The sequence below is a fragment of the Gorillibacterium sp. sgz306347 genome (assembly GCF_059735245.1).
Window position 1 is genome coordinate 16,127 of sequence record NZ_JCAPET010000018.1, and the last position, 23,319, is coordinate 39,445.

The 23,319-nt window shown below is 58.8% G+C and carries 24 protein-coding genes; 2 read left to right on the forward strand and 22 right to left on the reverse strand.

Annotation, left to right across the window (positions count from 1 at the left end):
- Nucleotides 1–140: 140 nt before the first annotated feature.
- Nucleotides 141–656, reverse strand: a complete 516-nt coding sequence (locus AC6I6H_RS11310) for a cell wall elongation regulator TseB-like domain-containing protein (protein ID WP_497953874.1) — start codon at nt 654–656, stop codon at nt 141–143.
- The gene (locus tag AC6I6H_RS11315) at nt 653–1,963 is read right to left on the reverse strand and encodes an amidohydrolase (RefSeq protein ID WP_497953964.1); all 1,311 of its coding nucleotides are present in this window, start codon (nt 1,961–1,963) and stop codon (nt 653–655) included. The genes AC6I6H_RS11310 and AC6I6H_RS11315 overlap by 4 nt, the downstream gene beginning before the upstream one ends.
- Nucleotides 1,964–2,145: 182 nt before the next feature.
- Between AC6I6H_RS11315 and AC6I6H_RS11320 the strand changes: the two genes are divergently transcribed.
- Nucleotides 2,146–2,763 (forward strand): DUF47 domain-containing protein, encoded by a 618-nt coding sequence (locus AC6I6H_RS11320; protein WP_497953875.1) that lies wholly within the window; start codon nt 2,146–2,148, stop codon nt 2,761–2,763.
- A 71-nt stretch (nt 2,764–2,834) separates the two neighbouring features.
- Here the strand turns inward: AC6I6H_RS11320 and AC6I6H_RS11325 are convergent, their stop codons facing one another.
- From AC6I6H_RS11325 to AC6I6H_RS11390, 14 genes are all read right to left on the reverse strand, one after another.
- Nucleotides 2,835–3,458, reverse strand: a complete 624-nt coding sequence (locus AC6I6H_RS11325; RefSeq protein WP_497953876.1) for a redox-sensing transcriptional repressor Rex — start codon at nt 3,456–3,458, stop codon at nt 2,835–2,837.
- Nucleotides 3,455–6,313 carry an ATP-dependent DNA helicase DinG gene (dinG, locus tag AC6I6H_RS11330; RefSeq protein ID WP_497953877.1) on the reverse strand — a complete coding sequence of 953 codons (2,859 nt, stop codon included), beginning with the start codon at nt 6,311–6,313 and terminating at the stop codon, nt 3,455–3,457. The genes AC6I6H_RS11325 and dinG overlap by 4 nt, the downstream gene beginning before the upstream one ends.
- Nucleotides 6,314–6,431: 118 nt before the next feature.
- A complete protein-coding gene (locus AC6I6H_RS11335) occupies nt 6,432–7,043 on the reverse strand; it encodes a tetratricopeptide repeat protein (protein ID WP_497953878.1) in 612 nt (203 codons plus the stop codon).
- Nucleotides 7,044–7,170: 127 nt separating this feature from the next.
- Entirely contained in the window at nt 7,171–7,557 is a 387-nt protein-coding gene (gene panD, locus AC6I6H_RS11340) for an aspartate 1-decarboxylase (RefSeq protein WP_497953879.1), read from the reverse strand.
- Between the two features lie 21 nt (nt 7,558–7,578).
- The gene (gene panC, locus AC6I6H_RS11345; RefSeq protein WP_497953880.1) at nt 7,579–8,469 is read right to left on the reverse strand and encodes a pantoate--beta-alanine ligase; all 891 of its coding nucleotides are present in this window, start codon (nt 8,467–8,469) and stop codon (nt 7,579–7,581) included.
- Between the two features lie 13 nt (nt 8,470–8,482).
- On the reverse strand, nt 8,483–9,391 hold the full coding sequence (gene panB / locus AC6I6H_RS11350; protein ID WP_497953881.1) for a 3-methyl-2-oxobutanoate hydroxymethyltransferase: 909 nt from the start codon (nt 9,389–9,391) through the stop codon (nt 8,483–8,485).
- 267 nt (nt 9,392–9,658) lie between these two features.
- Nucleotides 9,659–10,486, reverse strand: a complete 828-nt coding sequence (locus tag AC6I6H_RS11355) for a biotin--[acetyl-CoA-carboxylase] ligase (protein ID WP_497953882.1) — start codon at nt 10,484–10,486, stop codon at nt 9,659–9,661.
- Between the two features lie 14 nt (nt 10,487–10,500).
- The gene (locus tag AC6I6H_RS11360) at nt 10,501–11,817 is read right to left on the reverse strand and encodes a CCA tRNA nucleotidyltransferase (protein ID WP_497953883.1); all 1,317 of its coding nucleotides are present in this window, start codon (nt 11,815–11,817) and stop codon (nt 10,501–10,503) included.
- Nucleotides 11,814–12,989 (reverse strand): N-acetyl-alpha-D-glucosaminyl L-malate synthase BshA, encoded by a 1,176-nt coding sequence (bshA, locus tag AC6I6H_RS11365; protein WP_497953884.1) that lies wholly within the window; start codon nt 12,987–12,989, stop codon nt 11,814–11,816. Before bshA ends, AC6I6H_RS11360 begins: the two co-directional genes overlap by 4 nt.
- Before the next feature lie 45 nt (nt 12,990–13,034).
- The gene (gene bshB1, locus AC6I6H_RS11370) at nt 13,035–13,733 is read right to left on the reverse strand and encodes a bacillithiol biosynthesis deacetylase BshB1 (RefSeq protein WP_497953885.1); all 699 of its coding nucleotides are present in this window, start codon (nt 13,731–13,733) and stop codon (nt 13,035–13,037) included.
- On the reverse strand, nt 13,730–14,164 hold the full coding sequence (locus tag AC6I6H_RS11375; RefSeq protein ID WP_497953886.1) for a methylglyoxal synthase: 435 nt from the start codon (nt 14,162–14,164) through the stop codon (nt 13,730–13,732). Before AC6I6H_RS11375 ends, bshB1 begins: the two co-directional genes overlap by 4 nt.
- 57 nt (nt 14,165–14,221) lie before the next feature.
- A complete protein-coding gene (gene dapB, locus AC6I6H_RS11380; protein ID WP_497953887.1) occupies nt 14,222–15,034 on the reverse strand; it encodes a 4-hydroxy-tetrahydrodipicolinate reductase in 813 nt (270 codons plus the stop codon).
- A 37-nt stretch (nt 15,035–15,071) separates the two neighbouring features.
- On the reverse strand, nt 15,072–15,578 hold the full coding sequence (locus tag AC6I6H_RS11385) for a tetratricopeptide repeat protein (protein WP_497953888.1): 507 nt from the start codon (nt 15,576–15,578) through the stop codon (nt 15,072–15,074).
- 59 nt (nt 15,579–15,637) lie between these two features.
- Nucleotides 15,638–15,976, reverse strand: coding sequence for a nucleotide pyrophosphohydrolase (locus AC6I6H_RS11390; protein WP_497953889.1), 339 nt, complete (start codon nt 15,974–15,976; stop codon nt 15,638–15,640).
- 164 nt (nt 15,977–16,140) lie between these two features.
- On the opposite strand from AC6I6H_RS11390, the gene AC6I6H_RS11395 reads away from it, so the two are divergent.
- Nucleotides 16,141–17,016: a YitT family protein gene (locus tag AC6I6H_RS11395; protein WP_497953890.1), complete on the forward strand. Its 876-nt coding sequence runs from the start codon at nt 16,141–16,143 to the stop codon at nt 17,014–17,016.
- A 119-nt stretch (nt 17,017–17,135) separates the two neighbouring features.
- Here the strand turns inward: AC6I6H_RS11395 and AC6I6H_RS11400 are convergent, their stop codons facing one another.
- The 6 genes from AC6I6H_RS11400 to AC6I6H_RS11425 all read right to left on the reverse strand — a co-directional run bounded on the left by AC6I6H_RS11400 (nt 17,136) and on the right by AC6I6H_RS11425 (nt 21,895).
- A complete protein-coding gene (locus tag AC6I6H_RS11400; RefSeq protein WP_497953891.1) occupies nt 17,136–18,020 on the reverse strand; it encodes a sporulation protein YpjB in 885 nt (294 codons plus the stop codon).
- Between the two features lie 42 nt (nt 18,021–18,062).
- A complete protein-coding gene (locus AC6I6H_RS11405) occupies nt 18,063–18,728 on the reverse strand; it encodes a DUF1405 domain-containing protein (protein WP_497953892.1) in 666 nt (221 codons plus the stop codon).
- A gap of 65 nt (nt 18,729–18,793) precedes the next feature.
- Nucleotides 18,794–19,315 (reverse strand): gamma carbonic anhydrase family protein, encoded by a 522-nt coding sequence (locus AC6I6H_RS11410; protein ID WP_497953893.1) that lies wholly within the window; start codon nt 19,313–19,315, stop codon nt 18,794–18,796.
- 77 nt (nt 19,316–19,392) lie between these two features.
- Nucleotides 19,393–20,511: a hypothetical protein gene (locus AC6I6H_RS11415; RefSeq protein WP_497953894.1), complete on the reverse strand. Its 1,119-nt coding sequence runs from the start codon at nt 20,509–20,511 to the stop codon at nt 19,393–19,395.
- A gap of 131 nt (nt 20,512–20,642) precedes the next feature.
- Nucleotides 20,643–21,305: an anti-sigma factor family protein gene (locus tag AC6I6H_RS11420; RefSeq protein WP_497953895.1), complete on the reverse strand. Its 663-nt coding sequence runs from the start codon at nt 21,303–21,305 to the stop codon at nt 20,643–20,645.
- On the reverse strand, nt 21,302–21,895 hold the full coding sequence (locus AC6I6H_RS11425; RefSeq protein WP_497953896.1) for an RNA polymerase sigma factor: 594 nt from the start codon (nt 21,893–21,895) through the stop codon (nt 21,302–21,304). The genes AC6I6H_RS11420 and AC6I6H_RS11425 overlap by 4 nt, the downstream gene beginning before the upstream one ends.
- Nucleotides 21,896–23,319 lie beyond the last annotated feature (1,424 nt).

A 23,319-nucleotide genomic window follows, 5' to 3' on the forward strand; every position in this document is an offset into this window, starting at 1 on the left:
GTCCGCCTTTCTAGTTGATGAATTTTGATATAAATTTGATATAAGACAGTATAGCACATAATATATCACAAGTGTTGAAACTTTGCGCAAAAACATAAAAAACCCGAAACCATTTGGTTTCGGGTTTCTTGTTCCGTCTATCAGTCTGCGCCGAGCTTCCACTTGTCCAGCAGCGTTCCGTCGCGGAACCGGTAAAATTCGTAGTAGAGGGTTTCCTTCCCGCTTTCCTCCAGCCGGTAAAAGGACTGCCAAACGTATTCGTTCTCATAGACCCCGGGTACAATGCGCATGATCGAAGCGGCCGGGGTTTGCTCCAGCACCTTTTTCTTGATGTCGGCTTTGGTCACTCCTTGATCGGCGTATTCGGCATGCACCTGTCCGCCCAGCACCCAGACCAGCATTTTGCGGCCTTCGGCGTTTGCTCCCTGCACCACCATCATCGGCGCGTCGGCGACAAAAGGCGTCACCTGACTGACGGTAACCAGTTCGCTTTGCTGCCTGGCCACCTCCGCAGCCGCATCTTCCTCGGTCCAAATATCCGCCTGCACGCTAATGTAAAACCGGTATCCGATTACCAGCAGCACAGCGAGCCCCAGCACAATGCCGACAATGATCTTCGTCCGCTTCCGCGAAGCGCGCGTTCTTCTTCCGCTCAACGCCCGATCAGCCCTTCATAGCTGGCGGCAAATTCCGCTTTGATTTTTTCTTCATCCAGGGTCAGGACCGCTCCGTTTCGAACGACCGGCCGCCCGTCGATCCACACGTCCCGGACATCCGCGGCGGTAGCCGAGTAGACCACATGCGACAGGAAATTCGAAGCCGGCTGATAATGCGGCTGGTCGATGTCAAGCGCGATAAAGTCGGCCTTCATGCCGGGCGCAAGCGCTCCGGTGCCGTCCAGCCAGATCGACTCGGCTCCGGCCCGGGTCGCCATCCGGAACGCTTCGTAAGCGGGAACGGCGGTCGGGTCCCCCGTTGTTCCTTTGTGCAGCAAAGCGGCCAGGCGCATTTCCTCGAACATGTCGAGGTTGTTATTGCTGGCGGAGCCGTCCGTCCCGAGCGATACCTTCACACCGGCGGCGAGAAGCTTGGTCACAGGCGCGATGCCGCTTGCCAGCTTCAGGTTGCTGCCGGGGTTGTGGGAAACCCGGACGTCGCGGCGGGCCAAAATTTCAATTTCCTTGTCGTTCAAATGAACGGCATGCGCGACAAGACACGGACGGTCAAACACGCCCAGCTTCTCCAGATGCTCGACCGGCCGGAGCCCGTAGGCCCTTTCGTTTTCCTCCACCTCACGCGCGGTTTCCGACATGTGGGTGTGCATCGGAAGATCCAGCTCGTACGACAGCTCCACCAGCTTCTCGATATAGTCCGGCGGGCAGGTATAGGGTGCGTGCGGCGAAATCATCGCCGTGATCCGGCCCCCTGCGGCGCCATGCCAGCTGCGGGCGAAGGCGGCCGCTTCACGCAGCTTGACGTCCTGCACCTCGGGCGGGCAGAGCCCGATGACGCCCCGCGTGAGACAGGCCCGCATGCCCGACAGCTCGACCGAGCGGGCCACTTCATCCATATGATCGTACATGTCGACGAACGTCGTCGTGCCCGATTTGAGCATTTCCACAATGGAAAGCAGGGTGCCTATTCTTACGTCGCCCGCCGTAAATTTCGCTTCGTTGGGCCACATTTTCTCTTCCAGCCAAACCTGGAGGGCCAGGTCGTCGCCTACGCCCCGAAGCAGCGACATCGCCGCATGTCCGTGGGTGTTGACTAGTCCGGGCATGTACAGCCGGCGGCTGCCGTCCACCACTTCGTCAAAGCCGGAGGCAAGCTGCTCCGGGGAAAGCTCGGGTCCGAGCCATTCAATTTTATCGTCTGCCACAATCATATTTCCGCGCAGTACGGGAGACTCCGCATCCGGAGTCAGAAAAATGCCGTTTTTGATCAACAATCGGGCCAAAGGGATCGTTTCCTTTCTGCTATCCGTTTTTCTAGAGCGTACAACGCCGGCGGGGCAAAAGCAAGGCTTCCGGACAAGAGTTGACGAAACCGTGGCGAAGGGGCGTCCTCATTGCGCGGCCCGCTCTCTTTATGATACCTTAACATAAGGAGCAACGGGGTCATATATAAACGGGAGGCTAAACCTACATGTTTCAGAAAAAGGGAGATACCGATTTTTTCAAGCTGCTGCTGGAATCCGCAGACAACACGCTCGTGGCGGCCAAAATGTTCCGCGAAGCAATGAGCGGCTCGAAGCCGCCGGTGGCTTACATCGACCAATTGAAGGATCTTGAACACAAGGGCGACAACATCACCCATATGATTTACCGCGGGTTAAATAAAGTGTTCATCACCCCTCTCGACCGGGAGGACATCATGGAACTGGCGAACAAAATGGACGATGTCATGGACTACATCGAAGAAACGATCGCCAAATTCGACTATCTGAACATCGAAGCCTCCGACGACTACATGCGAAAATTCGCCGAAGTGATTGTGAAGGCCTGCGAGCATATCGTCGAAGCGTTCCACCTGCTCTCCAAGAAGAAATACGATCAGATCTCCGAGCATACCGTGCAAATCAACAGCCTGGAGAACGAAGGCGACCGCCTCATGCGCGAGGGCATTCGCAAAATTTTCACCGAGCAAAAAGACCCCTACACGGATTTCAAAATCAAGGAGCTGTACGAGCGCCTGGAAAAAGCGACCGACGCCTGCGAAGGCGTCGCCAATATACTCGAAAGCATCATCCTGCGTTACGCCTGAGACGGCAGACGCGGATACACAAAACGCCGCGATCCCTTACGGATCGCGGCGTTTTCATTGGGAAGAAACGATTAATCCAGGTAATACGCCAGGCTCAGCAGCTCCGTCGTAAAATCGGCATAATGCACGCGCACGTTCGGAGTCACTTTAATGATGGAAGGCGCAAAATTGAGAATCGCTTCGACGCCGGCGGCAACAAGATCGTCTGCGACGCCCTGCGCTTCCGATCCGGGGACGGTGATGATGCCGACCCGGATGTTCTGCTGGCGCACCGTATCTTTCATTTCCTCGATAGGCTGGACCGTCAGGTGATTGATCTTCGTGCCGACAATTTCCGGAACGGCGTCGAACAGGGCGACAATGTGCATGTTGTCCTTCAGGTAGGCGTTGTAGTTGCTGAGCGCCTTCCCCAGGTTCCCGGCTCCGACCAAAGCGACGGCGATTTCCCGGTCCAGCTTCAGGATCTGACGTATTTTCTCAATCAGGTATTCGACGTCATAGCCAATGCCCTTTTTGCCGAAATCCCCAAAGTAGGCCAAATCCTTGCGAATTTGGGCGGGATTCAGATCCAGTCTGCGTCCCAGGTCCTGAGAGGAAACGGTCTGCACGCCATTGGCATGAAGCTCGCTTAAATAGCGCAGGTATACCGGCAGTCTGCGGACTACCGCTTCCGAGATTTTCTCCGTCGTCTTCATTCGTTAACCCCTTCCATCCATTGCGAAATTCTCGGCACCAGTTGCTTGGCATTCATATGCTCAATTTTGGGTCCCGGCAGCGAGTATAAGAAATGCTTTCCGTAATAGGTTTCCAGAATCCTTGTGTCGTACACGATCACAATGCCTTTGTCGCTTTCGCGGCGCACCAGCCGGCCGAAGCCCTGCTTGAAACGGATGACGGCCTGCGGCACGGAAAGCTTCATGAACGGATTCTGGTTTTTCTGTTTGATGCGGTCGCATTTGGCTTCCACCACCGGATGGTTCGGCGGCTGAAACGGCAGCCGGACGATCGCCAGGCAGCTCAGCGCTTCGCCGGGAATGTCGACCCCTTCCCAGAAGCTGCTCGTTCCAAGCAGAACGGTTTTGCCGTTCGCCTGAAAGAGCCGGACCAGCTTGCTTCGGCTTCCGCCGTCCATGCCCTGCCCCAATACCTGGATGCCGTCGGGCGTGAGCCGCTCGCGCAGCTCTCCGTGCACCTGCTTCAGCATCCGGTAGGAAGTGAACAGCACCAGCATGCGCCCTTTGGTTTCGCGCGCCACCTCGGCGAGCGATTCCACCAGCGCGGCCGTAAACTCGGCCTCGCCTTTCATTCCCTTCAGCACCGGGAAATCGCGCGGGATAACGACCAGCGCCTGCTCCCGGTAATTGAACGGCGAAGGCAGCTGCACCTCCCGGAGCCGGTTGTCCTCCGCCGCCTCCCGCAGCCCGAGCTGATCGATGGTGTAATCGAACGTTTTGCCGACCGACAGCGTGGCGGAGGTCAGCACGACGCTTTCCTTTTGATCAAAGAAATGCGCCTTCAGCATCGGGCTGACATCGATGGGAACGGACATGAGCTGCAGCGACTTCATTTTGTGCTGGTGGTTGCCTTCAATCCAGTAAACAAAGCCCGCATCGTTCTGGGCAACGAAAAAGCGCAGGTTGTCGCGCAGCCGGGCCAGCTCCTTGACGCCGCCCGAAAGGTTGGTGGCAAGGCTTTGCAGCTCCGACCGGTCCGGCTCCTCCTTGAGCGGCGCGAGCAGTTTGTCCAGCTGCTTCAGCAGCTTCGCCAGAAGCCGATCGAGGTCCTCGTGCGCTTCGGTCAGCTCCGCCCAGCCGGCCGGCTTGCGGTCGTCGGTCAGCCGGAATACCAGGGCGTTCTCTCCCGTATCGCCCGCACCTCCCGCCATCCGCTCGTACAGTCGCGACATCCAGTTGTCCCACCGCTCGCGGATGTCCGCAAACAGAGGATACATCTCGTCAATCGATTCGCAGAGCACGCCCGCTTTGTCGGCCGACAAATTGTCGTCGTGCACGATGCGCTGGCGAAGCAGAGGGAGCTGACCCAGCCGGCTGTCCTTGTAAAGCCAAGTGAGCCCGTTCACAAAAGCATGCCAGGAAACTTCCAGTCCAAGGTGCTTGGCGGCCACTTCTTCGAAATTGTGCGCTTCATCCACCACGAGCTGCTTGTAGCCCGGAAGAATCCGGTGCTCCGCCTTCATGTCGGTAAACAAAAGCGAATGGTTCGTGATGACCACATCCGCCTCGCCCGCATCGTAGCGGGCGCGATGATAGAAGCATTTTTTAAACCAGGGGCAGCTGCGGTTCTGGCAGGAATCCGCGTCGCTCATGACCGACCGCCAGAAATCGGCTCCCCGGCCTCCAAAGTGCAGCTCCTCGTCTTCACCGCGTTCGGTGAGGCTGAGCCAAACCAGCATTTGCGCCGCGGTGACCAGATCTTCCCGGCCGTTGTCAAACTCCTCGTACACGATCTTCTGCTCGAACTTGCGGAGGCACAGGTAATGGCTTCTACCCTTCAAGACCGCCGCCCGGAACGGGACGGGGAAAACTTCGTGCAAAAGAGGCAGGTCCCTTTGCCGCAGCTGCTCCTGCAGGTTGATCGTGTGCGTGCTGACGACCATTTTTTTGCTTTCACGAATGCCGTAATAGAGCGCCGGCAGCAGGTACCCGAGCGATTTCCCGGTTCCCGTACCCGCCTCGACCAGCAGGTGCTCTTCCCCCTCGAACGCGGCGGCAACCTCCGCGGACATGCGGTTCTGCGCCTCCCGCTCTTCATATGCAGGAAATTTGGCCTGCAGCTTCTTCTTGACGCCCTCGTGAAAAGCTTCAAAGGAATCGCCCAGCGTTTCACGGGCTTCCTTCTCGTCGCGCTCCCATTCCTCTTCGCCCCAGTCCTCCGCCTTCAAAGCGAATTGGCGGAAATGCTGCTGCGCTTCCGGCTCGGCGGCGACCGACTGCTCCTTCCGGGCGCATTGCTCGCGAAGGAACCAGCCGAGATCGGAGGAATCCTCCCGAAACAGCGCCTCAATGCGCTGGACCGTCAGAAGCGGGAGCTCCTGAAACCGGGACACGCACTTCAGCCAGAGCTCCGCGGTCGCTTCCGCGTCGGAATCCGCCTGATGAGGCCGGTCATGGGAGATGCCCAGCTCTTCCGTAACGTTGCCGAGGGAAAGACTGGACAAATCGGGGTAGCAGATGCGGAGCAGGTCCATTGTATCGAGAACCGGCCCGCCGAACTTGAAATATCCGCAGGCTTCAAGAGCCCGCTGCAAAAAAGCCAAATCAAACCCTACGTTATGAGCGACCAGGATGCTGTCCTGCAAAAGCGGCTGCATCTCCATGATGACCTGATCGATCGCGGGCGCGTCCTTCACCGTTTCGTCGTCGATCCCCGTTAAAGCGGTGATAAACGGGGGGATCGGCGTCCCGGGATTAACATAGGACGCATAACGCTTTCCAATCCGGTCTTCCTCTATAAGAACAAGACCAACCTGAATGATGGAATCAGTCGGCTGGCCTCCGGTCGTTTCAAAATCCAATACCGCGAATTTCATTGCCGCTTATCAAATCCCTTCTCCCGCTCCCCTAAGCATACCACAATCCGATTTCGCACAAAAGAAAAAACGACCGGAGTCTACGAGAGCCCAGTCGGTTTTGCAAATGGCGGCCCGCTTACTGTTTCCTGCGGTAAGGCCAAAATTCCTTGCTCCAGAAGGCCGGTTCCATAAACGAGGAATCGGTCAGGTCCGCCAGTTTAAAATATCCGTAAGCCTGCTCCATGTTCTGGTTGTGTACCTGAATGCAGCCCATGGCGTTATAGGAAATAGCTTTCAGCTTGGCGTTATTCGTCAGCGGAACCAGCAGATGAAAATGCCGGTAAGCCTCGTCCAGCTCACCTAATCGAAGGTATCCCATCGCCAGGTAAACGCGGCCGAGAATGAAGTCCGGCTTCTCGCGGACAAGCGCCGCGAATTCGGCGACGGCCTTGTCGAACATGTACAGCTTGTAAAAGCCCTGGCCTTTGATAAAATGCTCGGACACCGGCTGACCGCCGTCCAGATCGGAGTCGGCCAGCGCCGCGGAACCCGAACCGAGCAGCTGGCTCCGGCAGGCCGAGAGCCTTTCTTCAAAACGCAGCCATTCCTCCAGGCAGCAGTCGCTCATCGACTTCAGCATAGAAAAGCGTTCTCCAAGCTCGGCTTCCCGGTCCGCCCCTGCTTCGGCGTATTCGGAAAGGATTTCGTCGAGGGCTTCGTTCATCGTTTCGAAGATTTCCCGGAACATGCCGTCCCTCCCCGCCTGATGGCCTTTGGTCGTACCCTCATTGTGCGCCGGGAGGGGCGGTTTCATACCGGAGCCGGACGGCCAATAAAAGTGCATTTATCCGGAAAATCCGGGCCGTTCCGGCGAATTAGACCAGCACCGTGGAATGCTTCTCGGTATAGGCGGTTTCCACGGGACGGTTCTCGTCGTCCAGAATAACGACCTTCGGCTGATGTGTTCTGGCTTCCTCTTCGGACATCATCGCGTAGGAGATGATGATTACTTTGTCGCCGGGCTGCACCAGACGCGCGGCGGCCCCGTTCAGGCAGATGACGCCGGAGCCCCTCGGACCGGGAATGGTGTAAGTTTCCAGACGGGCGCCGTTATTATTGTTGACGATTTGCACCTTCTCGTTCGGATACAGATCGGAAAGCTCCAGCAGATCCTCGTCAATGGTAATGCTCCCGACATAGTTCAGGTTGGCTTCCGTGACGGTGGCGCGGTGCAGCTTAGATTTCATCATGGTTCGAAACATCGGGCTTCTCCTCCCTTTTCATCAAGCCTTAGGTGCGCTCGGGCGCGGGACGGCCAGCAAACGATTGTCGATCAGCCGCGTTTTGCCGTACCGGACGGCAAGCGCGACAATCCATCGGTCGGTTTCCTTCCATTCTCCTGAAACAGACACGGCGGAAGGCTGAAGCTCCGGATAGGTCAGCACCTCGACATAATCAATGTCGGCAAGCGGGGACGCGGCAATCGCCTCCCGGATCCGTTCCTTCAACCGGCCGGGATCTCCCTTTTCCTCTTCCAGCCAACTCTCCGACTGGGCCAAGGAGCGGGAAAGGGCCAGCGCTTCCTTCCGTTCCTCCGCCGACAAATAAACGTTGCGCGAGCTGAGCGCCAGTCCGTCCGCGTCCCGCACGATGGGGCACGGTACAATTTCGACATCCAGGTTGAGGTCTTCGGTCATGGTTTGAATCACCGCCACCTGCTGGGCATCTTTCATCCCGAAATAGGCGCGGTCCGGCTGTACAATATGAAACAGCTTGCTGACGACAAGGGCTACGCCGTCAAAATGCCCGGGGCGCGAAGCGCCGCACAGCTTTCCCGTCAGCCCGCCCACCGAAACGGCGGTAAATGGCGGACGGGGATACATTTCGGCCGCATCCGGCAAAAATACGTATGCGGCCCCGGCGTTCCGCGCTTTCTCCAGATCCCCTTCGGTATCCCGCGGGTACCGGTCAAAATCCTCGTTCGGTCCGAACTGGGTCGGATTCACAAAGATGCTGACTACCGCCGTATCGTTTTCTTCCGCAGCCCGGCGGATCAGGCTGGCATGTCCTTCATGGAGAAACCCCATCGTCGGCACCAGGCCGACCGTTTCCCCGTTCATCCGCCGCTTTTTGAGCGCTGCGCGCAATTCCTTTATCGTTCCGATAACTTCCATCGGTCTGCACTCCTCACTTGCCGAAGGCGCCGTACAGCGTCCCGGGTTCTTCCGGTTTGGCGCCGCGGCTTTCTTCAGCCGTCTTTTTGGCGCCTCCGCTCAGGCTTTCTTTTGAAAAGCCGTGTTCCTTGCCGGGAAAACGCCGGTTTTTCACGTCCTCCCCATATGCGCGCAAGCCTTCCCGGATTTGTTCGCCCAGGTTGGCGTAGGTTTTGACAAACCGCTTGGGCGCCGATTCGGGCCCGTACTGAAGCAGGTCATGGAACACCAGCACTTGTCCGTCGCAGCCCGCTCCCGATCCGATGCCGATGGTCGGCACGCTTAACCGGGACGTAATGTCGGCGGCGACTTCCTCCGTCACCAGCTCCAGCACAATCATGAATGCGCCGGCCTGCTCGAGGGCCGTTACATCATCGATCAGCTTGTCGATCTGGTCCTGGTTGCGTCCTTGAATGCGGTAGCCGCCCAATTGGTGGACGGACTGCGGCGTCAGCCCGACATGGCCGACCACGGGCACGCCCGCTTTAACGACAGCCTCCACCGCTCCGGCAATCTCCCGTCCGCCTTCCATCTTCACGGCCTTGCTTCCGGCCTCCCGCATGATCCGGCCCACGTTCGCCAGCGTATTGTCCAGACTCCCGTGATAGGTCATAAACGGCATGTCCGTCACCACGAAGCTGTTGGCGGCACCGCGGGTAACGGCCTTGCTGTGGTGAATCATGTCCTCCAGTGTAACCGGCAGCGTTGAATCGTAGCCAAGGACGACGTTCCCGAGGGAATCGCCGACCAGAAGCATATCGATTCCCGCTTCGTCCGCCAGCCGGGCGGACGGGTAATCGTAGGCGGTCACCATGGAAATCGGGATGCCGTCCTGTTTCATTTTGCGAAGCTTGAGGGTCGTGACCGGTTTGCGGTCTTGCATGTCCATTACCTCCATTCCATGTGGAAGCGCGGTACAGTCCAGGGGTCCCGTTCCGGAAACATAAAAAACCTTTCGGCCCAAACCGAAAGGTCATCCATACACAAAGAAACTGTGTGGGCATGAGCTCTCTGTCTCGGTCCTTGCGGCTCAGAGCAGAATTCGCCATTCCAACAATGCGTGATCCTTATCCAATAAAAACGGGCCTGGAGTGCGATTCGTATCGATACCGCCTCCTGGGACCCATTATAACAAACACGGGACTGGAAATCACATGATTTTTTCCGGACGGGAGCGAAGCTCACCCGAGTAGAGCCGATGTTCCTTGCCGTTCCGGTCGCATGCCACCAGAGCGCCCGTATCGTCGAGCCTGACCGCCTCCGCGGGAGCCTCTCCGTCCGGCAGCAGCAGCAGGATTTCGCCGCCGAGCGTTACGCTGTGGGTTTCCCACAGGGTGCGGATCGGTGAAAAGCCTGCCCGCAGGTAAAGCTCGTACAAGTCTTCCCATTCCTTGAGAAACTCACACACCAGCACATTACGGTCGATGCACCTTCCGCTTTCGATGCGCAGCGAGGTCGCCTTGCTTCTCAGCTCCTCCGGATAATCCGCGGGTTCCAGGTTGACGTCGATGCCGACACCGGCGATGATGGCCGTTTCTCCGTGCGCGGCGGCTCCCGTTTCCAGCAGGATGCCCGAAAGCTTCCGGCCACCCGCGAGCAGGTCGTTCGGCCATTTGATCCCGGCCTCCACCCCCGTGAAACGGCGGACGGACCGGCACAAGGCTACAGCCGTGAGCAGCGTAAGCTGCGGGGGATAGGCAAGCGGTGCGGACGGCTTCAGCACCATGCTCATCCAGACGCCTTTTCCATAAGGCGAATGCCAGACGCGGCCCTGCCGGCCCCGGCCGTTCACCTGCTCCTCCGTAAGCACCAGCGCACCGTGAGGGGCACCTTCCGCCGCCCAGCGGGCGGCTTCGTCCTGGGTGGAGCCAAGACGGTCGAACCGCTTCAAGCTGCGGCCGAACACACTCGTTTGCAGCCGTTCCTCCAAACGGCCGAACGGAAGCGCCGCGTCTCTGCAATCCATTGTATCCGTCATGACGCTTTTTCCTCCTACTCGTTGCTTCCTTCCGTATCGCCACGCTCAAGCCATTCCCTAGCAAGGGCGAGAAGAGCGGCTTTTTCATTTGCGACCTTGCCGAGCGCCGTCTCTTCCAGCAGGCGACGGAGCGTTTTGCCGAGCCAAGGGCCGCGCGGCTTGCCGGCCGCCTCCGCAAGCTCCCCTCCGCCGACCGCCAGTCCACGCACTTCCTGAACCGGCATTTCAGCCACGAATCGGCTTCCATGGTCGGCCAAAACAGCCGCAAACGTCTCGGGCCCGCCTTCCAGCAGCTCGTTCAGCCGTCCCGTGTCCCGGTAAAGCGAAGCTGCCGACAGCCAAGAAACGGCGGCCGGTGCTCCGAAGTACAGCACGCCTTTCTTGAGCGCGGCATCCGGCTCCAGACCGGTTTTCCCGGCCTGTCCCAGGTAACGGTCAAGTCCGAGAAAGGCGGCCGTCCGGGCGGTCTCCGCCGCCGGGAAAGCGAGCGCCGGCCAGTCCTCCTGCACCGTCTCCGGTTCAAGGCGGAACGCTTTCGCCAGGAGAAGCCAGCGGTCCGGCGGGGCGAGCCGGGAAAGCTCCTTCAGAACAGCGGGCGGCTGCCGGTCGGCCGGCCACTGGGCGAGCGGGAAGGAAAGCCGTTTTTTGGTGTGGCGCAGCAGACGGCTGGCGACAAGCAGGCAAATTCCGCGGTACGGATCGTTTCCGCTGATCATGCGCTCCAGCTCGGCCCGTACCCGCTCCATCGCCACATGACGAAGCAGGCGCGTGCAGGAAAGGAGTCCTTCCCAGGTGCCAGCTTCAATGGAAAAGCAGAATTCGGCCGCGATCCGCACGGCGCGAAGCATCCGCAGGGCGTCCTCGCGAAACCGTTCCTCGGGCTCTCCCACGGCGCGCAAAATGCCCGCGTCCAGGTCGCCCCGGCCGTCAAACGGATCGTGAAGCACGCCCTTCCAGTCCATGGCCATGGCGTTAACCGTGAAATCCCTGCGCCGTAAGTCTTCCTCCAGATCCGATACGTATTCGACTGCGGACGGTCTCCGGTGATCCGTATAATCGGATTCCTTGCGAAATGTCGTGACTTCAAAGCCGAAGCCGCCCGAGCGGACCGTAACCGTTCCATGCTTCAACCCCGTCGGGAGCACGGACGGAAACAGCTCCATGACCTGCTCCGGAAGAGCGCCGGTTGCGATGTCGATGTCCTTGATCGGCCGCCCGAGCATGCTGTCTCTGACGAAGCCGCCGACAAAATACGCCTGGTGGCCCGCCTCCTCCAGACGCTTCAGCACGCGGACCGCTTCGGCTTTCATCGCTCCGCCGTTCGGGCTCATCGGCAAGCGGCTTCCGTCTCGCCGCGTCCGTTCCCGTCATAGGGAACGCCCAGCACGCGGTAATAGATCTCCTCATACTGGCGGCCGATTTTTTGATTACAAAATGTCATGCGGGCGCGCTCGATGCAGTTGGCGGAAATGCGCTCATAAAGCTTTTCGTCCCGCAGCAGCCGGATGGTCTGCTCCGCCATCGAAGCCGTGTCGCCGATCGGCGACAGAAAGCCGCTTTCTCCGTTCTCGATCAGCTCGGGGATGCCGCCCGCAATCGAGCCGACGGTCGGCACGCCGCACGCCATCGCTTCCAGGGCGACGAGCCCGAAGCTTTCCTTTTCGGACGGGAGCAGCATGACATCCGAAGCGGAGAGAATTTCCGCCACGTCGTCCTGCTTCCCGCAGAACAGCACCCGGTCTTCGAGCCCGAGCTCCCGCACGCGGGCGGTTACCCGGCTGAGCTCCGGCCCCTCTCCGACAAACAGAAGCTTGGAAGGCACCTCTTCATGCACGCGGGCAAATACGTCCACCACATCCATCACCCGTTTGACCGGGCGGAAGTTGGACATGTGCAGCAAAATTTTCTCGTCGTCGCGGGCGAATTCGCGCCGCAAAGCCGCCGCGTCACGCGGGTAGAACACCCGCTTGTCTACAAAATTGTAGACCAGATCGATCGGCCGCTCGATGCCGAGCAGCTGGCGCGTCTCCCGGATCAGGTCGCCCGAAACGGCCGTTACGGCGTCGCTCTCGTTAATGGCGTATCCGATCAGATTGCTGAGCGAGCCGTCCTGCGCCAGCACCGTTATGTCCGTTCCGTGCAGAGTGGTGACGATCTTCAGCCCGTTTCCCGTCATCTGCCGGGCAAGAAGCGCGCATACGGCATGCGGGATGGCGTAATGCACGTGAAGCAAATCCAGCTTTTGCGACTGGGCCACCTGGGCCAGTTTGTTGGCCAGCGCCAAATCGTAAGGCGGGTAGCGGAACACGTAATAGTCGCTGACCTCCACCTCGTGAAAATAAATGTTGCGGTGATAACGTCCGAGCCGGAAAGGCATGCTGTGCGTGATGAAGTGGACCTCGTGGCCTTTCTCGGCCATCAGCTTTCCGAGCTCGGTTGCCACAACCCCCGAACCGCCCAGCGTAGGATAGCAGGTGATGCCGATTTTTAATTTATCCTTCAAGTGTGCTCCTCCTTGAGCGGGGATGGCGGAACCGGATGGGACGCTTTACACGAACCGTTCGGCGAGATAGGGAAGCTTGCTGACGAAGCCTTCGGCATAAGCCAGCTGCCTTGCACCGCCCAAAACCCGGTCGCGCGCTTCCACCCGTTCCAGATAACCTTGGTTTAAAGGGGTCGCGACCGCATCGGCCTCCGGCTCCTTTTCAAATTGGCTTGCATAAGCGCGGAGCGCGCGCATCTTGACTTCATGGACAGACGAAACATCCACCAGAACATCAGGCTGGCCGATGTCGTTTATATAGTAAAAGTAAACCGCCTTGACGGTAACCGGCTCCACCTCGGGACGGTACCGGCGAAGCTTGGCGGTAAAGACGGCTTCGCTGACGATGCGGCTGGCGGCGACATGGTCGGGATGGCGGTCCTCCCAATAGGGGGCGAACACAATTCTCGGCCGCAATCGGCGGATTTCCATCGCCACCGCTTCAATGTGCTCCCGGCACAGAAACAAGCCCCGGTCCGGGAGACCGAGGTTGCTTCTTTCCGTAAGGCCAAGCACCTCCGAGGCGGCGGCCGCCTCGCGGGCCCGCCGCTCAACCGTGCCGTTCGAAGACATTTCCGAACGGGTGAGGTCGCACACGGCAACCGAGCGCCCCTCCCGGACATGCTTTGCGATGGTGCCGCCCATGCCGATTTCGGCGTCGTCGGCGTGCGCGCCGATGACAAGAAGGTCAAGCGTTCCGGTCATTCCGTCTCCCCCGGATCGCCTTTGTATTTGTGCACGACTTCCCGCCAGGCGAATTCGCCTCTTTCCAGCGCGCGGACTAGCAGCTCCGCCGTCGCGACGTTTGTCGCCAGCGGGATGCCCTGGACGTCGCAAAGGCGAAGCAGCGCCGTGATGTCAGGCTCGTGGGGCTGCGCCGTCAGCGGATCGCGCAGGAATATCACCAGGTCCATCACATTGCGGGCGACCAGCGCGCCGATCTGCTGGTCTCCGCCGAGCGGTCCCGACATAAAGCGGGTGATCGGAAGCCCGGTTTTGTCCATAATGCGTTTGCCGGTCGTGCCGGTAGCATACAGGCGGTGATCCATGGCGAACACATGGCGATAAGCGGTGACAAAGTTAACCATTTCTTCTTTCATGCGATCGTGAGCGATAAAGGCGATATCAAGACCCAACTTGTCCACTTCCTTTGCATATGGAGACTGATGAGGATGCAGCTGCTAATAAAAGATCTAATCGAGAAGATGCTCGAAGCCGTAAACAAGCCCCTTCAGGTTCATTACTTTTTTGACCGCGATGGCGACGCCCGGCATATAGCCCGCCCGGTCGTAACTATCGTGACGGATTTTGAGCGTTTGGCCGTAGCCGCCGAAAACGACCTCCTGCTGCGCGAAAATGCCGGGCAGACGGACACTGTGAATGCGGAACCCTTCGTACAAGCCGCCCCGCGCTCCTTCAATCAATTCTTTCTCGTCGGGATTGCCCTGACGGAATTCCTGCCGGGTTTCGGCGATCAGCTCCGCCGTCTTGACCGATGTGCCCGAGGGGGCATCCAGCTTTTGATCCCCGTGGTATTCGATAATTTCTACATGGGGCATATATTTGGCCGCCTGGGCCGCAAACTGCATCATCAGGATGGCGCCGATGGAAAAATTGGGCGCGACCACGACGCCGATCCCCTGGGCAGAAGCAAGCTTGTCCAGCTCTTCCAGGTTCTCGGGCGTCAGCCCGGTTGTGCCGATGACCGGCCGCACGCCGTGGCGGATTGCGGTCCGCGCGTTGTCCATCACCGTGTGGGGCACCGTGAAATCGACCAGCACATCCGGCTTCGCCTCCACCAGCGCAAGCTCCAGGTCGGTCTGAACCGGAACGCCGGCATTGCCCGCTCCGGCCAAAAGTCCGGCGTCCGTTCCTTCTCCCGAACGGTCCAAAGCGGCGGCCAGCTTCAATTCCTTGTCCGTCAGCGCCAGCTTGACAACCTCCCGTCCCATTCTGCCGGCCGCGCCCGCCACGGCTACCGAAATGATTTCCTTCGCATTTGCCATCGTGCTCCACTCCGTCTCTTTTGCTTAGTATAGGTTGCTATTTGTTGGAAGATATCAAGCGCGCGAGGCGCCTTGCCGCCTCCGGATGGTTGGGGGTCAAACGCAGAGCCTCTTTGGCTGCTTGTATGGCGGAAGCGTTGTCTCCGACTTCTTCATAAACGGCCGCGAGAAGAAGGTGGGCTTCCGTATGAAGCGGATCGAGGCGGAGCGCCTGCCTCAGCAGCCGGACCGCTTCTCCTGCGGCGGCGGTGCCGTTCCGGTCCAGCTTGTGGCGCGCTGCGTTCACCAGAAGCAAAGCTTCCACATGGCCGAGGTGCTGCCGAAACCCTTCATGCCCGGGCGCCAGCCTGCAGGCGGCCTCCGCCGCCAGCCGCGCGCGCTCGAGCTTGCCGCTTCGGGCGCACGTGACCGACAACCGGTAATAATAGTCGGGGTTGGCCGGCTCCGCTTCGATCGCCTTTTCGAAACACAGCACGGCTCTTTCGTAATCCCCGCTTAAAATCGCCTCGTATGCTTCCTGAATCCGCTGATTTGCCTGGTTCACCGTCCACCCTCCCTACGCCGCAGCAGCGGGCCAAGGTCTGATGGTACAGCATATGTGTATTATTCGGAATCGGTGTCCAGCCGGGTCCAGCGTCCGGCATCGCGCGTGTTGAACTTGTGCAGGACGCGGTCATGCGCTTCGGTCAGGTCGATGCCGAGGGAGTTGGCGAAGCAGATGACAATAAACAGGATATCGCCCAGCTCCATGGCGATGGAATTGTCGGCTTCGTCCGGCTTTTTGCGTTTGTCGCCAAATTCGTGGCTGATCTCCCTCGCCAGCTCGCCGACCTCTTCGGTCATGCGGGCGAGAAGCGACATCGGCCCGAAGTACCCTTCCTTGAATTGCGATATGTAGCGGTCCACCTCGCGCTGCAGCTCCGCCAGGGACTTTTCCTCCACGTTGTTCCCTCCAGGACCTCCTGAACCGGCAGCCGGTTCGGACGGCCGTTCATTCTTTATTCTCCATGTTAACGCAAAGCCAAACGGAAAACAATCGAACCAATCCGGCAAAGTAAGGTATAATATAGCCGACTCGGATACTTCATGGAACAGGAGCCAAAAGAATGAAAGCACGCTTGACGATCAAGCTTCTACAGCGCCTGGGGGGCATTTTGCTCGGAACGGCGATTTACGGATTCGGCATTAACTACTTTGTCATTCCCAACGAACTGATGGAAGGCGGCATCACCGGCGTCTCGCTCCTTTTGCGTTACGCGGCGGACATCTCGCCGGCCTTGACGACACTTGTGCTGAACGTGCCGCTGTTTTTGCTGGGGCTGCGCATTTTCGGCGGGCGGTCCATGATCTACACCTTGTTCGGGATCGTCTCGCTTTCCTTTTTCCTCCGCCTGTTCGAGCTGCTGATCGAGCACGGATGGCTGACCCCGTTCGCTTCCCGGGAAGATTATTTTCTGGTGACGCTTTACGCGGGGCTTTCCATCGGCGGAGGCCTCGGGATCGTTTTCCGCAGCGGCGGCACGACGGGGGGCGTGGACATCATCGCCCGGCTGCTGAACCGCTGGAGAGGCTGGAGCATGGGGCAGATCATGCTTGTCATGGACATCGTCATCATCGGCGCCTCCCTGCTCTACCTCCCGAAGGAGAAAATACTCTACACGCTGGTTGCCGTATTTGTCGGTTCCAAGGTCATCGATTTCATCACGGAAGGCGGCTATACCGCCCGGTCGTTTACCATCGTATCGGACCATACCGAGAAGCTGGCCGACCGGATTACCGTGGAGCTGGAACGAGGCGTTACGCTTTTCCCGGCACGGGGCGGGTATTCGAAGCAGCCCAAAAACGTGCTTTATTGTGTCGTCGCCCGCCACGAGGTCAGCCGGCTCAAATCGCTGGTGCATGAGCTGGACCCTGCAGCTTTTATGATCATCGGCAACGTCCACGATGTTCTCGGAGAAGGCTTCCGCGAGGAAAAATCCTGACGGTACGCCAGCTTTATCGCCTTGCCGCCGTACCACAGCGGACGCAAAAACGCCGTTTGCCGGGGTCCCAAGCAAAAGGACCTTCCCGTCAACGGCGTTTTGCGTTCATTCGCCCGCTCTCAATCGTTTTTTCCGTCCGGCCGTTCCCGCATCACACGGGCCACCCGCTTTTCAAACCGGAACATGCGCCATGCGGCAAAGCTGAGCGCCGCAGCCAACACCGCCCCGATGCCGGAGGTCCACAGAAGAGGATGATCGGCTCCGGAAAGCGGAAGGTAAGCGGTGCTTTCCTCCCTTTCACCAAACAAGAGGTCCAGTGCGTCGTCAAGCTTTTTGGCCGCTGCCTGGAATGCCTCGGTGCCCGTTCGCCCCTCTTCGATTTCCTTGTGCAAAAACACCAGCAGTGAATCCATCGCCGCGATCCGGGCGGAGGCCCCCTTCACGGTAAGGGCGGGCCGAACCGTCAAGTACCCGTTCCGGAGCTCCGCCAGCGCCCGCGCGGCTTCCTCCCTCCGGCTTTCCGCCGCAGCCTGCTCAATCCGTCCGGCCGCGTCTTTCAACAGCTTGTAGTAACGTTTCCACATCGGCGCTTCGGGATGGGCCATCGCATCCGTGACGAGACGCACTTTTCCAATCGCAAGCAGCGCGTCTTCCTTGGAATAGACGACGCGGTTCAAGCTTTTCTGCGCTTCCAGCACCGCGTCCGTCAAGGACCGGATGCCTTCCACGCCCGCGGCGCCGGCGAAGGTGGTGCGGGCCACCTGCTCCGCGAGTCCGTTCAGCTCCGCCCTGGCTTCGGCCAAACGGTCGGCTTTGGCATGCGTTTCCGCTTCCGTCGCCATCCGGTCCAGCAGCAAAATGTCCGCCGATGTTTCGGACGTAACGGCCGTCGCTCCTTCGGGCGCCCGGGTTTCGTGCGTGCAGCCGGCCAGCAGCGCCAGGCCCAAGCACAAAACCAAAGCGGTCAACCGGAGTTTCCGGGTTTTCTTCCTACTTCCGTCCATGGCAACCCCTCCACTCTCATGCATATGGAGGGATGTCCCCATTTATGATCGTCTTGTCCTTCGGGCAATTACCGCGAAAAGAGTCACCGTCAACGCGCTGAGCAGGCACGTAAGCGCCGCGACAAGACCGATCCGGTCCTCCAGTACGGAGGGCAGATTCGGATAGACGCCCATCGTGTAGTCGACCGCATCGCTGGCAAATACCCATAGGGCGCCAATCCCCAGCGCGGCAGGCGTAAGACGGAAAAACCGGCTGAACAAAAGCGCTTCGGCCGCCATGCCGAGATGGGAAGCCGAAAGCATGAAATCCACCCAGGTGACGGGGCTGCCCTGCGCATTGCCGGCCACAATGACAGCGACGGCCCAGATGCCGTATTTAAAGGACGCCGCGCAGGCAAGCGCTTCAATCGCGTTTCGGAGAAAGCCCCCCGGGCGCGTTTCCCCTTCCCCGGAGCCGGGCGTCCGGCGGTAGGAATCGATCAGCAGAAAAAGCAGCGCCAGCGTAAAAAACAGGCTGCCCGTCGGGCTGTCCGGAACGAGGACGAGCGTCCAGAGCGGCTTCGTACGCGCCGTTTCGGCGAGCTGCCCGCCGTACCAGTAATACCCGTAGACCGTGCCGAGCAAATTAATCCAAAACAAAGCATGCAGCATGAAACGGGAAGTTAAAAATGATTTGCTCCAAAAATAAGACCATGAACCCGCCTGCAACCGAAACCCTCCTCCTCATCAAAACGCAAAAACCAGGCCTCGCCTTTCGGCCGGCCCGGTCGGACTTACGGCCAGCCGGCCGTTTCGTCCCGGTACTCCCTTGCTTTCTGCACGTAGCTGTCCGTCGTCCGCTTCATCCGGTCGAGGTCCTGCTCCGTCAGCTCGCGAAGCGGCTTGGCGGGCGACCCGACGCAAAGCGTGTACGGCGGCAGCTTCCGCCTTTCCGCCACGAGGCTCCCCGCCGCAAGAAAGGTATAGTCCCCGAGCTCGGCGCCGTTCAGCACGATCGCCCCCATCCCGATGAGGGAGCCGGTTCCGATCGTGCAGCCGTGTATGATCGCTCCGTGCCCGACCGATACCCGATCGGCGATCAGAAGCGGCTGCGCCGTATTCACATGGCCCACGGCTCCATCCTGAATGTTGGCTTCGGCTCCGATGCGGATCGGTGCCAGATCGCCCCGCAGCACCGCATTAAACCAGACGCTTGCATCCCGGCCGACCGTGACATCCCCGATCAGTCTGGCTCCGTCGGCCAGGAAAGCCGTCCGGTCGACCGACGGCATTGTTCCCCGGTATGGATATCGCATGCGCTCCCTCCCGAATATCCGTTTGTGGGGCGATTATAGCAATCGGTCCGGTCGGCTGTCAAACAAAGCCAAAGCGGCTAATCGGGCAGCACGATCCGGTCCTCTTCCGGCACGTAGGTTCCCCGGATGAGCCCCGGCCCCCCTTTGGTCACCTTGACGACCGTTCCGGCGGAGCCGCTTTCCCCGATCCGGAGAAGTCCGAGGTGAACCAGCATCGGGATCAGCCGCTCCCGAAAAATCGCCTGAGGCGAATCATAGTAGAATTCCTTGAGGAAGTGACAGACCACTCCGGTCAGGGAATCCAGCGTGGTCCACTCGCGGGCGAGCAGCGCCGTCCAGTGCACGACCGCCTGCAGGTTGGGAACCGGCCCTTTGTACAACCGGATCCAGAACCGGTACAGCTGATTCATATCCTCCCGGCGGTTTTCCCGGACACGGCGAAGGCCCGACTCCGTTACGGCCAGCCGGTCCGCCGTCTCATTCAGAAGCCCGTTATAGAAGCAATAATCATACAGAAACGAAAACCGGGCCGGGTATTCCCGGAAGCGCCTTCCGTAACCGAACCGCCAGGCGGTCTTTGGCAGCGGGTCCTCGCTCACGGCCAGCCGGTCCTGGATTTGCTGAAGGGACCGCTTGTACAGATACCCTTCCGCGTTTAATGCAAGCTCGTTCTGGGAAGCAAACCGAAGCAGCTGGAGCAGGTCGTCGGCCAGCAGCTCCGTTTCCTCCCGGTAAACCTCCGGCGCTACCGGCACGGTTTCAAGCCGGGCGGCGAAATGCCGGGCCATGACCTGCGTAAACCGGTCCTTCAGGTCGCCCGGCAGCAAAAACAGATACCGGTTGCTGTGATGATGGCCATTGAACAGCCAGCCTCTCCGCTTGAAGCGTCCGATCAGCTCGCGCGGATTGACGGTCTCTTTTGCAGCGGCGTCGTATACGCCTCCTTTTACCCGGGCCGTCAGCTCCTCCAGACTGAAAGAATCCCGTTTGTCGAACAGCAGCGAGCTCAAAAACCGGATTTCTTCCCAGCTCATCCCGCCCACCTGGCTTTCCAGCCGGTCCTTTGCGCCGACCGCCGCGAGAATGGACTGGATCAGCTCGTGCTTGGAATGCGGGTTGCAGTTCAGCTCGTAGGTTTGCGCAATCCCTCCCAGTTCACGAATGTCCGCATAGCTCAGCATATCGGCCAGATTCATGCCAATCGCCTCCGTAAGGTTTTCTTCTAGTATGGACGCAGGGAAAGAAGACTATAACCCTTTGAAAAGAAGGCTTCCGAAAACTACAAAAAACCCGCATTCGGGGCGGCTCGGTCGGAGGACCGTCCGCTCTAGACGCGGGTTCGGGATATCCAGTTGAGAATCAGCAGGGCGCAGACCAGGCTGAACAGCGAAAACACGATCCAGTAGTCGGGCGTCCGGTCAAATTGGCCGAACCGGATTTGCTCCATCACAACCGATCCTGTGGTCGCCACGGCGGAGCTGGAAAACAACGCGGTATCGGCGATGTCATCGGAGGCTGAGAACGCGGCGGCGGGATGAAAACCGTAAAGCGACGACGTCTCCATTCCGGCGGCCGTTTCCGCGGGTTTGTGCTGGAGCGAATACAACAGACTGATGGTAAAGACGGCAAAACAAAGCGCGAGAAACGCGAACAGCGGCCGGCGCAGCCGGCCCGGTATTGCAAAGGACCGCGATGTTCCGGGATCCAGCCGCCAGGATTCATCCTGCTGAATCCGTTCCATGACACGTCCGCTAACCGTAACCGGCTCCGGCATCGACGCGGCCGGCTCCGGGCTGCTTTCCTCATAAGACCAGTCGGCGTCCAGGCCGGAAAGATCTTCAATCCATTCGGCACTTTCTTTCCAAAGGCGAAATTCCTCGGCGCAGGAAGGACAGTCGGCGAGATGCTCCTCCAGCTCCAGCTTGCGGCTGTCTCCATCCGGAAGGCCGAAATAAAGAGCGAGCAATTCCTCCGCGCGAGCACAGTTCATCTCATGCTCACCCCTTGAAGCTCATCGAAAATGGGCTCCGCAAAGTACGGCTCCAGCTGCACCTTGACGCTTGCCCGCGCCCGGAACAGCAGGGATTTGACGGCGCTGACCGTCTGCCCCAGAATGGCGGCGATTTCCTGGTAATCGAGCTGGTCGTATTCCCGCAAAATCAGCGCGGACCGCTGCTTGTCGGGCAAATTGTTGATCGCTTCCCGGACCATGGTAACTTTCTCGTTGCGGAGAATCGTATGCTCAGGCATCGCCTCGATGGAAGCATGCGGCGTATGGCCGCTTTCGTCGAGCGAAACCTTGATGTGTCTTTGTTTGCGAAGTTCGCTGAGTACCGTATTGCGGGCGATGGTATAAAGCCAGGTTGAAAAAGAAGCTTCCACTTCCCGAAAGGTTTGGAGGCTGCGGTAGGCTTTGTAAAACGTTTCCTGACAGAGATCGTCGACCGCCGCTTCCATCTTGGCGCTTTTGAGCATATGAAACACAAACGCATAAATTTTGCGTTCGTAGCGCCGCATCAATTCCTCGTAAAGCTCGGCGTTTCCGTCCTTGATTTCTCTGATCAGCTGAGAATCGGTCATGCGTTTGTTCCTCCTTGCCCTTCCATTGCAGCTTTTTTAATATTCCGCGCAAAATCCGAAAATCCTGCCGGACTCTATGAAATAATGTCGAATTTTTTTGCAAGGAAGACCCTCTCTCCCCTGCACCCTTTTCCCAGACGAACGGATAGTGCGAAAGGTTGCAGCAGCGAAAGAAAATTTTTGGAGAACCACCTTTGTTCGTCCGATGATCAGACGGCATCGGTAGAGATCGCAGCCGGGACGGGCATCTGGCGTTGCCGGACATGCCTCGTTTCCCTTTGGCGGTCATTTGGCGTTTTGCCGGACGTGCCCCACCCCGATTCCCTTTAGTAGCTTCGGCGTGCAAGCGCATTCCTCCACTTAACGTGTTTGTGAATAATCCGTTTAGAACCCCCCGCCCCTCGAACTCGCTAATCTCTACCTCTGGGCAAAGAGGACCGTATAAAGTCTATTAACCTCAATTGCTCGACTGGACTCCATGTATTTCCATTTACAGCATGCAGCGTTGTTTCTTTTTCCTCTCTCTTATCGGCCGTTTCGCCCGGATTTTCGAGCTTTCGAACGCACTTTCTAACATTTTCGTTCTGACCATGCTTTGCGAAGGAATTCCGCCAAATCACCATAATTATTATTCTGTGGGCCTGAAAAATTCTGTGGGCCTGCGAGCAGCAAAGGATCCTCCCGTATGCAATGCATGACCAGCGGCAGTTTCCGTCCCTCTCCGTCCTTGAAATCTCGTCGTTCAAGTCTTCATTATTTTCTGGTTGCACACAGAACGGAGCACAACGGCTAACGGTTGCCACGGCGCTTATTCAAGCAAAATTCGCCTTGTTTTTTCGCTAACGGTTGCCACGGGGCTTATCCGAGGAAAAAACAGCATAAAAGGGGCATAAAAACCTAAATAAGCTCTGTGGCAACCGTTACAATTTGAAACTCCTCTTTTCGAGGCAAATAGCCTCTGTGGCAACCGTTAGCCGCCCACGCCATCGCGAGCACCACCGGTAATGCAACTTGGAGCCTGCTTTGTTTTCAGGTAGATTAACTTTGGACAGTCCCGAAATTCCGGCGCATGGTCGCCCCCCGTTGTGTACTGTAACTATCGAGGGAAAAGACGGAATCCGTCGTAGTCTCCACCGAACGCCTACCGCACTCTGCGTCGCCCCCCTCAACTTCTCCGCGTCTCAGCCGCCCGCCGTACTTTCAGCGCCGAACGCCAGCCCCATCTGGGCCGCACGTCCGTCGCCCTAATTCGCGATCTCCGCCGCCCGCCGCACACTCCCTCACCATATCCGCACTTTTTGCCGCCTTTGCCGCACTCTCCGTCTTACTCTCCCCTACTCTCGTCCATTCTCTGCCGCACCTTTGCCACACTCACTCCGCATTCCTTACGCATTCTCTGCTGTACTCTCTCCGCCGTTTAGCGG